The organism is Streptococcus sp. 3.1 (genome assembly GCF_016648915.1).
In the GTDB taxonomy this organism is placed as follows: domain Bacteria; phylum Bacillota; class Bacilli; order Lactobacillales; family Streptococcaceae; genus Streptococcus; species Streptococcus salivarius_E.
This window is the reverse complement of sequence record NZ_JACLQV010000030.1, coordinates 1-13,694: the sequence shown is the minus strand read 5'-3', so window position 1 is coordinate 13,694 and position 13,694 is coordinate 1. Positions and strand designations below refer to the sequence as shown.

Genomic DNA, 13,694 nt, shown 5'->3' with positions numbered 1-13,694 from the left:
GTTCGCCGTCTCTTCCGAAACAGCTTATTTATAATATCATCTCTGACTTATCTTGTCAATAACTTTTTTAAAGTTTTTTCAAACTTTTTCAGTCAATGAACAATTTCCTTGAGACTTTATTAGTCTATCAAGTTTGTGAACCAATGTCAATACTTATTTTCTATGCAATAAGTGAAAGCAAAAAGAAGATCTCTAGTATCTCCTTTTTTCATTTTTTATAGAGCTGCTCGCATGCGTGCTTGTGAATTTTCGACATTTCGTATTGAGCGCGGTAAGAACGCACGGATGTCATCTTCTTTATAACCCACTTGCAATCTCTTATCATCAATTAAGATTGGACTTTTCAAGATTCTTGGGTTTTCTTGAATCAAATCAATCACTTCACTAACACTGAGCTCGTCGATATCACAATTTAGAGCTTTAGCATAGCGATTTTTTGATGAAACAATGCTCTCAACACCATTCTCTGTTTTTGATAGGATGTTTAAGATTTCTTCTTTTGTAAGTGGTTCTTTACCAAGGTTTTGTTCTTTATAAGGAAGTTGATGGTTGTTCAACCATGTTTTTGCTTTTTTACAACTTGTACAACTTGAGATTGTATAAATCTTAATCATGTTAATTCTCTCTTTCTGTCACATGATACTATTATCTTATCATTGTCCTTAGTTTAAGAAATCGGTCTAGCGACCTATTTTGAATCTAAGGGGACTTTTTCAATTATCATAGATTTTTTTACTTAGATTAAATCAAAGAGAAAAAGAGCTCTTCGGCTCTTTTACACTTATTCTTCAATTTCAATGGTTGAATCAAGGTCCAAAACAAGTTCATCAGACGTTTCTTCAACTTGTGCTTCTTCAACACTATCCTCTTCATCTGGTTCAATCAAACCATAGTGTACACGTACTTTATGATCAATTTCTTCAAAAATATCTGGATGATCTGCCAAATATTTTTTAGCATTTTCAGATCCTTGACCAATCTTCTCTCCATTATATGAGAACCATGCTCCGGCTTTTTGAATAATTCCTAAATCACTAGCGATTTTTACAAGCTCACCTGTTTGTGAAATCCCTTCACCATACATAATTTCGACAAAGGCTTCTTTAAATGGTGGAGCAACCTTATTTTTGACAACCTTGATTTTAGTTTCCTTACCAACATTTTGGTCTTTTTTATCACCAGTCCCTTTGATTTGCGTATTTCCACGTACATCAAGACGTACTGATGCATAGAATTTCAGAGCACGTCCACCAGGTGTTGTTTCTGGATTACCAAACATAATACCAACTTTTTCACGCAATTGGTTAATGAAGATAGCAATTGTTTTTGTTTTATTAATAGATGCAGATAGCTTACGCATGGCTTGACTCATCATACGCGCTTGAAGCCCAACATGACTGTCACCAATATCTCCATCAATTTCTGCACGTGGTACCAAGGCCGCAACTGAGTCAACAACAACCAAATCAACTGCACCAGAGTCAATCAGCTTACCTGCAATTTCGAGACCTTGCTCACCTGAATCAGGTTGTGACAAAAGAAGCTCATCGATATTAACACCTAGTGCTGCCGCATAAGCAGGGTCAAGGGCATGCTCTGCATCGATAAAGGCAGCGATTCCGCCTTCTTTTTGCGTCTGAGCAACAGCATGGAGGGCTACAGTCGTTTTACCTGATGATTCTGGTCCGTAAATTTCGATAATACGACCTTTAGGATAACCACCTGCACCAAGAGCAATATCCAAAGCTAGCGAGCCTGAGCTCATAACCTGAACCTTCTGCTCTGCACGCTCACCAAGACGCATAACTGCACCCTTACCAAAATCTTTTTCAATATTCTTCAAAGCATCATCAAGTGCTTTACGACGCTCATCTCCAAATTTCTTTGTAATTTCTTCTGTTTTCTTTGTTTTCTTAGCCACTTATTTTCCTCTTCTTTCTATAGTTAAAGACAAACTTAAATCAAGTTGTCTCTTGTAATAAAGCTTGGCGAACTAGGTTAAAGGCATAGAGGGTACTAATATATCTAACGTCAGAACGACTTCTTCCACCTATAACAACCTTGATTGACCTTACTTGATTCCTATCAGCAATACCAATAAATACTGTACCTGCTGGGTGTCCTTCTAATGAATCTGGTCCAGCTACACCGGTAAGTGCAATTCCGTAATCGCTATCTGTTTTAGCTCGGGCACCTTCAGCCATTTTTTCTGCAGTAAAATGACTGACAACACCATGTTCTTCTAGTTGCGACAAGGGAATATCCAACATTTTAGATTTTTCTTCAATGCTGTAAGTAACAAAGCCGCCTTTAAATACTTGTGAGGCTCCTGAAAAATCAGCAATACTAGCCTGAAATAAACCTGCTGTTAGGCTTTCAGCTGCAGTGATAGTCTTGCCATGGTTCTTAAGCAAACGAAAAGCTTCAAAGGCTAAACTATTAGACTCTCCATACCCATAAATAAAATCAGATAAGGATTTGCCATCTAGAGTTTTAGTAGAACGAATTTGTTTTTCTAAAACATCTAGTTTTTGATCTGCTTCTTCTCGTGAAGAAGCCTTTGTAGACAAGCGAAGTGTTACTTCCCCCACTTTAGCGTATGGAGCTATGGTTGGATCTGTTTGGTTAACAATAAAATCCTTCAGAATAGTCACCAATTGACTTTCTCCAACGCCAAAGAATCTTAGGACTCTCGAATAAAGACTTGCGTGATTCTCAGTAAGTGCTGGAACAAGTTCCTGATTCACCATAGGTTTGAGTTCACTTGGTGGACCAGGTAAGACTACATAGGTCACCCCTTGAGCAGTAATGACGCCTCCAACTGCAAGACCTGTAGGATTTTGCAAGGGGATAGCCCCCTCAACAATTTGCGCTTGACGTTCATTATTAGGCGTTCGTGTGTGTTTAGGGCGAGTAGCAAAGAAACTGTCCAGCTTTTTACTTGCCTCCTCATCAAAAACAAGTTTTTTTCCTAAGAACTTAGCTAGGGTTTGCTTGGTTAAGTCATCCTCAGTAGGGCCAAGTCCACCACAAAGAATAACTAAATCACTACGTTGACTAGCCTGATCAAGAACTGAGAGTAGGCGGTTTTCATTATCACCTACTGCGGTGTGAAAATATACATCGATTCCTAGTTCAGCTAGTTTCTCAGATAAAAATTGGGCATTGGTATTGGTGATTTGCCCGGTTAGGATTTCGGTTCCTACTGCAATCAATTCAGCTTTCATTGGTTCACCTATATTACTATTCGTAAAATAATCTCAAAAACACGTTCGTTTATAAACTAACATGTTTTCCTCGTCTTGTCAATCAAATCCACTCATTTATTTGAAGTCACAGTTATTTTCATGATCATTCACAAATCCTGCGGCTTGTAAAAATGAATATATAGTAGTCGGTCCTAAAAATTTGAACCCTCTCTTTTTTAGATTTTTGGCAATCTGTTGGGATAAATCAGTCGATGATGGGACGTCCTTATATGTGGGAACATTATTTACCAAGGGCTTTCCGTCAAAGAACTGCCAAAAATAATGGGACAAGGAGCCAAATTCATCTTGGAGTTTTAGTACTTGTTTGGCATTATTTACGGTTGCTTCTAGCTTAAGTTTGTGACGAATAATATCCGGATTTTGAAGCGCTTCTTCAAGTTCACTTAGGCTAAACTGGGCAACACGCTCAATATCATAGTTATGAAAAACACGATTAAAGGCCTGACGTTTATTTAAAACAGTTAACCAAGAAAGTCCTGACTGATAACTTTCTAAGCAAAGTAGCTCAAAAAGTTTTTGATCGTCACCAATAGGCTTTCCCCACTCCTTGTCATGATAATCACAATATAATTTATTGTTTGTTGGAACCCAACGACAACGATTGACCATTGCTTACCTCATTTCATCAACATCTTAAGAGCTGATTTAATGTATTGCTCTGCCGTTTCATTAGTACCTTCGAAGAAGGCTTTGATTTTCTTAAGTTCTGCAGCTTTATAACCTAGAGCAAGCAAAGCTTCCATAGCCTCATCCAACTGATGATTTCCTTCAGGTTGACTTGGTGTCGTCTTGGTCGTTTCTGTTGGTAACTCTGCAAATTTCCCTGCCAAGTCCAAAACCATTTGCTGGGCTGTCTTTTTACCAATCTTTGGAAACTTCATCAGGTACTTGATGTCACTATTATCAATGGCAGCCACCAAGCCTTGATTATCATCTACAGCAACAATGGCTAGAGCAGTCGTCGGACCTATTCCAGAAACTGAAATAAGCTTAAGGAAGACTTCTTTTTCATCTTCAGTATGGAAACCAAAAAGAAGGTGGGCGTCATCCCTAATAACCTGATGAAGGTAAACTTGGATAGTCTGATTCATCTGGTCAGAAAAACTATATGGGTTCGCTACAGTGACAATATAACCTAGGCCGTTTGCTTCTATAACAATATACTTGGCAGTAATTTTCACTAGAGTTCCCTTGATGTAATCATACATAGCGTGTGATTTCCTTTCTCGTTAGTATCTTCAATGGATTGCTTTGTTATTTTATACTTATAAGATAATTGTCTTGAGTGTTTATTTGTCATCTCAAGCACTGCTGTACTATTGTAACAAAAAATCCACTCGAAAGTGGATTCTGTTTGCTCCATTTTAAGGATGACTACTCGTCTTTAAAGTATCTGTAATCATCTTTAGACCTAATAGAATATATGTTACAACGCCTAAAGTAAAGGCAATGCTAGAAACATTTACTAGGGCATTCTCCAAACTTGGTCGACCTAACCAAGCCAAAATATAGAAAATCAAGCTAGTCGCTAAAAATGTTAAGCCAACAAGTAAAAAGTGTTTATTAGTTTTTGTTAGGTGTCTCATCACTCTACCTCCTAACTTAAAAATCAGTCAATCATCCTACAATGATGTGCTAAAACATTAGAAGATCCCTTGTCTTCACCACTATTATAAATCTAACATTCCTATTCGTAAAGTAAGACGAAAAAAAGTTTTAATACTTCCCTAGGTCACGTAGACTGGTATGATTTTCTTGAATTCGACGGAACATTTTTTCCATATCAGATTTTGTAAAGTTGACAAGTACAGGACGTCCGTGGGGGCAATTATAGGGGTTTTTACACTGTGCAAGCTGTACTAGAAGGTCACGCGCAGAGTAATCATCGAGAGCATGATTCGCCTTGATTGAACGTTTACAACTCATCATGATGGCTAACTCAGCACGGTAGGTTTTGACAGACACTTCATTCGTCAAAAGAAGCATGTCGCACATCTCATAGACTGCAGATTCAATCTCTTCTTCCTTCATCCAGATAGGATGTTCACGAAGAATGAAGGTGTTATTCCCATAAGGCTCCAAATAGATACCAACCTGGTTAAGAAGAGGCATTTTTTCTTGTAAACTAATGTAATCTGCCCCTGAAAATTCAAAGAGATAGGGAACCAAGAGCTGTTGTAAACTACTGTCAACCTCACCAATCTTTTCGCGATAGTACTCATACTTGACACGTTCTTGGGCAGCATGCTGGTCAATGATGTAAAGTCCACCTTGTCCTTGAGCAAAGAGATAGGTTCCATGCATTTGACCAAAAAACTCCAACTCAGGGAAGGTTGAGGTTTCCTCATTGTCCAGATTTTCAAGCATGCGCTTCATTTTCGACTTGTTTTTATAATCAAGTTTTTCGTGTTCACTATCACTTTCATCTGCTGAACGTTGTGCTTGTTTAACAGAAGGTTGCGGTTTGTTTTCTACCGATGAAACTGGAGACTCTGACACGAGTGGTTTGATATCCTCTTGGACTGTCTCTGGTTTGACAAAGAAATCATTACGACTGCTATCATAGTAAAGATTGGTCTGTTTGAGTGGGAGACTCGTCTGAACTGGCTTAGTTGCACCTCTAGTACTTGACTTGGCTAAATTTTCAAGGGCATCTGGAATTAAATCCTGCTCTCTAAGACTTTGAGCAATGGCAGAGCTGATGAGGGCCATAAGCTCCTTTTCTTTAGAGATACGTACTTCCTGTTTTGTTGGGTGAACATTGACATCAGCCAAATAGGGATCAATTTGAATATCAATAACCGCAATAGGGAAGCGTCCTACCATGAGTTTAGAACCATAACCATCAAAAATAGAACGGTTAAGCAGGAAGTTTTTTATATAGCGTCCGTTAATGAGAATTGTGATGTAGTTACGATTTGCACGAGTTAATTCAGGAAGGCTGACATAGCCAGAAACTTCAAAATCAAGGTCAGAATTTGAAATTTCCACCATTTTTTTAGCCGTTGTCAAACCATAAATCCCGGCAATAGCTTGACGGAGGTCTCCAGTACCTGAGGTCTGTGTCAACTGACGACCGTCATTAAGCAAGGTGAAGGCAACTTCGGGATGAGCTAGACTCAGACGATTGACAACATCGACAATATGAGCCAACTCGGCCTGTAAACTCTTCATATACTTGAGACGAGCAGGGGTATTATAAAATAAGTTTTCAACGGTAATCTTTGTTCCAACTGGTGTTGAAATAGGATCCTGACTCTCAATTTCCCCACCCTTGGCAACCAGTTTAGTCCCATAGGCTTCTCCATCAGCCGCCGTCACAATGGTAAGATGACTGATAGAAGCTATCGATGGCAGGGCCTCACCTCGAAAACCAAGAGTTCGAATACGAAAGAGGTCTCCTTGATTTTTGATTTTACTTGTTGCATGACGGCGCAAACTCATGGCTACATCAGCTTGAGCCATTCCTTCGCCATTGTCTGTAATTTGAATTTTTGAGAGGCCTGATTCTTCAACTTCAATAGTAATCTGGGTGCTGCCTGCATCAATAGCATTTTCCACTAACTCTTTGACAACACTAGCTGGACGCTCTACGACCTCACCAGCAGCAATCTGGTTGGCTAACACCTCAGGCAATTCGATGATTTTTGGCATAATTATTATTTTCCCTTCTAAAAGGTTGAGAGAACAATGTTTCTAACTGTTACTGATGCTTCCTATAAAGCCATAACTCACACACAACTGTTAGCCAAGATAAGGCTGTGGCTATAACAATCATATCCCCATGACGAAGGTTGAACCAAATGAGCCCAGAAAAAATCAAGAGGTAGATGACTTGGAAAATCCATTGGTAGGTTTTGGGTGAACTTGTCGAATCCATAAACTGCTTAACAAAGAAATAAAGTAAAAGCAAGTTCAGTGTTAGTGCCTTTTCAAAAGGTGTAAAAAAGCTCAAAATCAGACTGCAGGCAAGAAAAATTCCTGCTAGCCATTTCATTATAGATTTCATGTGATTACCTCGTCAGTACGTTTTCATTAAGTATAGGGGTTTTCGAAAATATTTTCAACCACTTAGACACCATACAGGACCACATAGACAAACGCTATTGCTGTGGACTAGTAAATAGTGTTTAATAAAGGTGTGAAAGGGAGGAGGCCTCCTCAATTACCAATAAGAAAGGATAGTTATGAAAATAAAAGTTCAGATTGACTCAGTATTTCAAGAAGAAATGTTGCAGATTCAGGCACCTAGTCGGACGCCCAAGATTCAACAAGTTGTCGAGTTTGTCGAATCTTTGGATGATAACCAACGACTCAGAGGAAAAAAAGATGGCGAAACTTATCTCATCGAGTCTAATGCTATTTCCAGAATTTACATCGAAAATCGCCAAGTTCTAGCTGAAACTATTCAAGGAGATTACCACTTAGGCTTACGTCTCTATCAAGTTTTAGAAAAACTGCCATCTTACTTTATCAAAATCTCACAATCAGAGATTGTCAACCTTAAAGAAATTAAACGCTTCAACATTACCCCTAATGGCCTCGTTGAAATTCACCTAAAAAACAAGGAAACCACCTACTCATCACGCCGTTACCTCAAAGCAATAAAGGAGAAATTACAATGAAAAAGCAACTTTTTAAATCAGGCACAAAAGGCATCCTTATCGGACTTGTCGTATCCATGATTATGTCTCTTATCTGGGCACCAAGCTACATGCCTCTTAATCCTCATTCAGCTATTGGACAATGGATGACGTCACATCAGGTTCACGGATCTTTGGTATTGGCCTACTGCCTCATCACTTGGTTTGCTATCGGTATCCTCTTTGAAGTCGCTAGTTATATTTTCCGTAAGGCTGAATGGAGTTTGCTTCGTACAACCCTCACTCACTACGCCTTAACCTGTCTAGGTTTCATTCCACTAGCTACCCTCAGCGGATGGTTCCCTCTACGTTTAACTTTCTACTTGGAGCTAGTCATTGAATTCAGCCTTATCTATCTCCTCGTTTGGGTCTTCTCTTATTGGAAAATGAAAAAGGATATTGAACAACTCAACCAAGAATTGAAACACCTATAAAAGACAAGAAGCCTGTCAATCGACAAGCTTCTTTTATAGTTTCTGTTTTAAATCTGCTACAGCCATCATGACTTGCATCGGTGTCATATTGTAAATGTCCAAATCACGTAACTCTTGAAGAACCGGATTTTCAGTAAAATCATCAAAGAGAGAGATTTGCTCGTTGATATGCGTTTCAGTGGCAGGCTTCTCTTGAGGCGATACCTTTTCCTGAGGTTGGATGGTAACTGTCTCGCCCTCTAGTTGTGTCAAGATGGTGTCAGCACGTTCCAGTAAATCTGCTGGTAAACCTGCAATCTTAGCCACATGAATACCATAAGATTTATCGGCTGGGCCATCGACAATCTTGTGAAGGAAAGTCACCTCTCCGTCCTTTTCAAGTGTCGCCACATGAACGTTGACAAGGTGTGTCAAAGTATTTGACAGGGCTGTCAACTCATGATAATGGGTAGCAAACATGGTTTTAGCCCCCACCTTGTCATGAATAAACTCAATGATAGACTGGGCCAAAGCCATACCATCATAGGTGGCTGTCCCACGTCCCAACTCATCAAAAATAATCAAGGAATTAGGTGTCGCCCGCTTAATGGCCTGGTTAGCCTCCATCATCTCAACCATGAAGGTTGACTGACCTGAAATCAGGTCATCTGCAGCACCAATACGTGTATAGATGGCGTCAAAAACTGGCAAATCAATACTATCTGCTGGCACGTAAGAGCCCATCTGAGCCATAACAACTGACAAGGCCAACTGACGCATATAAGTAGATTTACCACTCATGTTTGGTCCTGTGATGAGCTGAACATTGGTCTGACTGTCAAAGGTAATCGTGTTTGGAATGTATTCCTGAACACCCATAACCTTCTCAACCACCGCATGACGGCCTTGATCAATAACGATACGATGCTCATCATTGAACACAGGACGAACATAATGATTAGTCTCTGCTGTAACTGCCAAACTCTGAAGCACATCGACTGTCGCAATAGCCTTAGCCAAAGATTGCAAACGATCAATATAGCGTTCCACCTGCTCACGGACACGCATGAAAATATCATACTCTAGCGTTGATGACTTTTCACGTGCCTCTAGCATTTCACCTTCAATCTTAGCCAACTCAGCAGTTCCAAAACGCTCTGAATTTTTCAGGGTTGCCTTGCGGAAGAAATGGTCAGGAACCAAGCTAAGGTTAGAGTTGGTCACATGGAAGTAATAACCATCTTTACGGTTATAATCAATTTTTAGTGTTGTAATACCAGACGCTTCACGTTCCTTGGCTTCGATGTCTGCAATCCATGACGTCCCCTCGCTCATCACCTTGCGATACTTGTCCAAGGTCTCATCAAAACCAGCACGGATAATACCACCTTCTGTAATGGTTGCAGGAGCATCGGGATCAATAGCCGACCGAATCAGACTCTCTAATTCTGGCAGAGCATCTAACTCTTGTAAAAGACGTGACAAGGCCTCGTCATCAAAAGACTCCAAAATCGCCTTAATTACTGGAACCTGAGCTAGGGTATGACCTAGCTGAATCAAATCTTTAGGGTTAGCCTTTCCGAAGGAAACACGACTAGCCAAGCGCTCAATATCGTAAACCCCTTTAAGACTCTCAGTCAGATCACTACGCTCGAAGAAATTGTCCAAGAAAACTTGAATAATATTCTGACGCTCCACGATTGCAGCCTGATTCACTAAAGGTCTATCAATCCAAGTACGTAAGAGACGCATTCCCATAGCTGTCTTGGTTTCATCCAAGAGCCAGAAAAGAGAACCGTGTTTCTTGCCTGTTCTAGCATTTTCCAGTAAATCCAAACTCGACTTGGTCGCATAGGACATCTGCAAGTAATCCTTAATCTCATAGTGCTGAGCCTTTTGTAAATGGCTGAGCTCACGCATCTGAGTACGGTGCACATACTGGAGAAGTTTACCCGCTACACTGCTTTCCAAATCTGTCAAGCTAGTGTCAATCAAGTGGACATCATCGTAAACCACTGTTTCCTTGGAAAGTAGAAGGTTGAGTTGCTTCACCAAAATTTGTTCATCAGCTTCGGGTAAATCGTAACCAACCACTACTTCACGTGCCTTAAGGTTCTGAATTTCACTACAAACTGAACTGAAATCGTCCAACTCTGTCGCAAAAAATTCACCCGTTGACACATCCATATAGGCCAGACCAAAACGACTTCCAGCCTTGTCAATGGCCACCAAGAAATTATTAGCATTATCAGGTTTAGAGCTGTCAACCACTGTACCTGGGGTGATAACCTGAACCACCTCACGCTTAACCACGCCAACAGCCTGTTTAGGATCCTCCATCTGCTCAGCAATGGCTACCTTGTAGCCCATCTCAACCAAGACATCAATATAAGCTTGAGCTGAGTGATAAGGTACACCCGCCATAGGAATGGGATTATCGGCGTTCTTATTACGACTGGTTAGACTAATTTCCAAAATCTGGGCAGCCTTAACAGCATCTTCGTAAAATAATTCGTAAAAATCACCCATACGAAAGAGCAAAAAAGCATCTGGATAATTTTCCTTGATATCCAAATACTGCTGCATTCCTGGAGATATTTTTTCCTTAGCCATGTCTTAACTCCTCGTTAATCCTTTCTTCGATAGACTTGGTCACATATTGGATCAAGTCACTGGCATCTTGCATTTTTTGACGGTAGTCCTGAACAATGGGCAAATTTTCCAACTCATGTTGAATCAAATCCGCCTGCTCACCTGCCTCCTCATAGGCACGTTGTTTCTCAATTTTTTGAAAAAGTACTGCTTCTTGTTGGTAAGCCTTCATCTGTCCAGCCAGATGACTGATTTGTGGCACCTGCTTGATAGCTTTCTCAGCCTCTTGAAAAGCAAGAACCGCCTCATGGTGTTTGAGGAGGTCGATTAACTCTTCTTTAGCTTTTTGGAGATCCTGATGAGGAGTCTTCATCAGTGAAACTCGCTTTCCAATTTTTCAGCAACCACAGCATCCTTACAGATTACCAATAGAGTATCTGCGCCAGCAACAGTTCCTAAAATTTCAGGATTGCCGTCACTATCAATCAGGTTAGCCAAAACATCTGCTTCACCCAATTCTGTATGGAGAACCAGCATAAACTGAGCACGGGAAACTGATTTGACATAGTCCTTAACCGTAGGGTCCAAACTTGGAAGCACATGCTCAGACAAACTATAGTAGAGTCTGCCTTCTTCATCACGAAGCTTCAAGAGGCCAATCTCACGCAAGTCACGTGATAAGGTAGCCTGAGTAACCGTGATGCCTTCCGCCTCTAAGCGTTGCTTAATTTCCTCTTGTGTCCCAATCTTATCTCTTGAAATCATCTGTTTGATAACAGCTTGACGATCTCTCTTCATTATCTTTCCTCTTTTTATGTATATTCTTTGCATATTATAACAGAATTTTTGTATTTTTTCATGAAATACTTCCTAATAGATGCTTTCTTGTCCCTACCCTATTAACTAAAATAATGGTAAAATAGGTATGAATGACAAGATTTGAAATGGAGTACCTATGAATACTAAAGAACTCATTGCAGCAGAAATTGCCAAAGTTGTTCCCGAATTGGAACAAGAAAACATTCAAAATCTGCTTGAAACCCCTAAAAATGCTGACATGGGGGACCTCGCCTTTCCTGCCTTCTCATTGGCTAAAGTCTTGCGCAAGGCTCCTCAGATGATTGCAGCAGACATCGCTGAAAAAATCGATGCCTCAAACTTTGAAAAAGTTGAAGCTGTTGGTCCTTATATCAACTTCTTCCTTGATAAATCAAAAATCTCAGCGGACGTTCTTGGACAAGTTATCGCTCAAGGCAGCCACTACGCTGACCAAAACATCGGTCACGGACGTAACATCGCCTTTGATATGTCTAGTCCTAACATCGCTAAACCTTTCTCTATCGGTCACTTGCGTTCAACAGTTATCGCTGATGCTCTTGCCAACATCGTAGCTAAACAAGGCTACAAACCAGTCCGCATCAACCACTTGGGTGACTGGGGTAAACAGTTTGGTATGCTGATTGTTGCCTATAAGAAATGGGGTAGCGAGGAAGCTGTCAAAGCTAACCCTATCAACGAACTCCTTCAACTTTATGTGCGTATCAATGCCGAAGCTGAAGAAGACCCATCTGTAGACAAAGAAGCTCGTGAATGGTTCCGCAAATTGGAAGCTGGTGACGAGGAAGCAACTGCCCTTTGGCAATGGTTCCGTGACGAAAGCTTGGTGGAATTCAACCGTCTTTACGATGAACTCGGTGTTTCTTTTGATAGCTACAACGGTGAAGCCTTCTACAATGATAAGATGGATGAAGTCGTTGACATCTTGACAGAAAAAGGACTTCTCCAAGAATCTCAAGGTGCCCAAGTGGTTAACCTTGAAAAATACGGTATCGAACACCCAGCCCTCATCAAAAAATCAGATGGTGCGACACTTTACATCACACGTGACTTGGCTGCTGCCCTCTACCGTAAACGTACTTACGACTTTGCCAAAGCCATCTATGTGGTTGGTAATGAACAATCTGCTCACTTCAAACAGTTGAAAGCTGTTCTTAAAGAAATGGGCTACGACTGGTCTGACGACATGACTCACGTTGCCTTTGGTCTTGTAACTAAGAACGGTAAGAAATTGTCAACTCGTAAAGGTAACGTTATCTTGCTTGAGCCAACAATCGCTGAAGCTGTTAACCGTGCCCAGGCTCAAATCGAAGCTAAGAATCCAAACTTGCCTAACAAGGAAGCTGTTGCTCATGCTGTCGGTGTCGGAGCTATCAAGTTCTACGACCTTAAAACAGATCGTATGAATGGTTACGACTTCGACCTTGATGCCATGGTATCCTTCGAGGGAGAAACTGGACCTTACGTTCAATATGCACACGCTCGTATCCAATCTATCTTGCGCAAGGCTAACTTCACGCCATCTGCAGATGCTACATACAGCCTAAACGACGTTGAAAGCTGGGAAATCATCAAACTCATCCAAGACTTCCCACGTATCATCAACCGTGCATCAGACAACTTTGAGCCATCTATCGTTGCTAAATTTGCTATCAGCTTGGCTCAAGCCTTTAACAAATACTATGCACACACACGTATCTTGGACGAAAGCCCAGAACGTGACAGCCGTTTAGCTCTTTGCTACGCAACAGCAACAGTTCTCAAAGAAGCCCTTCGCCTTCTCGGTGTTGAAGCTCCAGACGAGATGTAAGCCATATTTAAAACGCCTAAGGGCGTTTTTTAATTGCCAGTCAAAACCACCCGTGAGAACGGGTGGCTTGCTCTTCGGCTGAAAGCCTCTGCTACCGGCCGAGGCCTAAAGGCCTACCGAATGGTTTCCC

Annotated in this window: 14 protein-coding genes; 3 read left to right on the top strand and 11 right to left on the bottom strand. The window is 40.8% G+C overall.

From position 1 onward, the window contains the following. Positions 1–215: 215 nt before the first annotated feature. The 8 genes from spx to H7U02_RS10905 form a co-directional block, all read right to left on the bottom strand. The gene (gene spx, locus H7U02_RS10940) at positions 216–614 is read right to left on the bottom strand and encodes a transcriptional regulator Spx (RefSeq protein ID WP_002886328.1); all 399 of its coding nucleotides are present in this window, start codon (positions 612–614) and stop codon (positions 216–218) included. 167 nt (positions 615–781) lie between these two features. Beyond that, positions 782–1,921, bottom strand: a complete 1,140-nt coding sequence (gene recA, locus H7U02_RS10935; protein WP_002889600.1) for a recombinase RecA — start codon at positions 1,919–1,921, stop codon at positions 782–784. Positions 1,922–1,961: 40 nt separating this feature from the next. Beyond that, entirely contained in the window at positions 1,962–3,227 is a 1,266-nt protein-coding gene (locus H7U02_RS10930; protein WP_156685504.1) for a competence/damage-inducible protein A, read from the bottom strand. Between the two features lie 96 nt (positions 3,228–3,323). After that, on the bottom strand, positions 3,324–3,878 hold the full coding sequence (locus H7U02_RS10925; protein ID WP_145517477.1) for a DNA-3-methyladenine glycosylase I: 555 nt from the start codon (positions 3,876–3,878) through the stop codon (positions 3,324–3,326). Between the two features lie 8 nt (positions 3,879–3,886). Continuing rightward, positions 3,887–4,477 (bottom strand): Holliday junction branch migration protein RuvA, encoded by a 591-nt coding sequence (ruvA, locus tag H7U02_RS10920; protein ID WP_037599413.1) that lies wholly within the window; start codon positions 4,475–4,477, stop codon positions 3,887–3,889. 156 nt (positions 4,478–4,633) lie between these two features. After that, positions 4,634–4,855 carry a hypothetical protein gene (locus tag H7U02_RS10915; RefSeq protein ID WP_037597288.1) on the bottom strand — a complete coding sequence of 74 codons (222 nt, stop codon included), beginning with the start codon at positions 4,853–4,855 and terminating at the stop codon, positions 4,634–4,636. 130 nt (positions 4,856–4,985) lie between these two features. Next, positions 4,986–6,923, bottom strand: coding sequence for a DNA mismatch repair endonuclease MutL (mutL, locus tag H7U02_RS10910; RefSeq protein ID WP_156685502.1), 1,938 nt, complete (start codon positions 6,921–6,923; stop codon positions 4,986–4,988). 49 nt (positions 6,924–6,972) lie between these two features. Further along, positions 6,973–7,278: a hypothetical protein gene (locus H7U02_RS10905; RefSeq protein ID WP_002886319.1), complete on the bottom strand. Its 306-nt coding sequence runs from the start codon at positions 7,276–7,278 to the stop codon at positions 6,973–6,975. Between the two features lie 178 nt (positions 7,279–7,456). Here H7U02_RS10905 and H7U02_RS10900 point away from each other — a divergent pair, with 178 nt between their 5' ends. Both H7U02_RS10900 and H7U02_RS10895 read left to right on the top strand, forming a co-directional pair. Then, positions 7,457–7,894 carry a LytTR family DNA-binding domain-containing protein gene (locus H7U02_RS10900; protein WP_181419164.1) on the top strand — a complete coding sequence of 146 codons (438 nt, stop codon included), beginning with the start codon at positions 7,457–7,459 and terminating at the stop codon, positions 7,892–7,894. Beyond that, positions 7,891–8,346, top strand: coding sequence for a DUF3021 domain-containing protein (locus tag H7U02_RS10895; protein WP_110980750.1), 456 nt, complete (start codon positions 7,891–7,893; stop codon positions 8,344–8,346). Before H7U02_RS10900 ends, H7U02_RS10895 begins: the two co-directional genes overlap by 4 nt. Before the next feature lie 33 nt (positions 8,347–8,379). Here H7U02_RS10895 and mutS read toward each other — a convergent pair whose 3' ends face one another. From mutS to argR, 3 genes are read right to left on the bottom strand one after another with little or no spacing between them, the layout of a single operon-like run. Then, on the bottom strand, positions 8,380–10,911 hold the full coding sequence (gene mutS / locus H7U02_RS10890; RefSeq protein ID WP_371514991.1) for a DNA mismatch repair protein MutS: 2,532 nt from the start codon (positions 10,909–10,911) through the stop codon (positions 8,380–8,382). Positions 10,912–10,930: 19 nt separating this feature from the next. Further along, positions 10,931–11,290 (bottom strand): YlbF family regulator, encoded by a 360-nt coding sequence (locus H7U02_RS10885; RefSeq protein ID WP_110980748.1) that lies wholly within the window; start codon positions 11,288–11,290, stop codon positions 10,931–10,933. Then, the gene (gene argR, locus H7U02_RS10880) at positions 11,290–11,718 is read right to left on the bottom strand and encodes an arginine repressor (protein WP_170314548.1); all 429 of its coding nucleotides are present in this window, start codon (positions 11,716–11,718) and stop codon (positions 11,290–11,292) included. Before argR ends, H7U02_RS10885 begins: the two co-directional genes overlap by 1 nt. Before the next feature lie 154 nt (positions 11,719–11,872). Here argR and argS point away from each other — a divergent pair, with 154 nt between their 5' ends. After that, a complete protein-coding gene (gene argS / locus H7U02_RS10875; RefSeq protein WP_048790892.1) occupies positions 11,873–13,564 on the top strand; it encodes an arginine--tRNA ligase in 1,692 nt (563 codons plus the stop codon). The last annotated feature ends 130 nt before the right edge of the window (positions 13,565–13,694 follow it).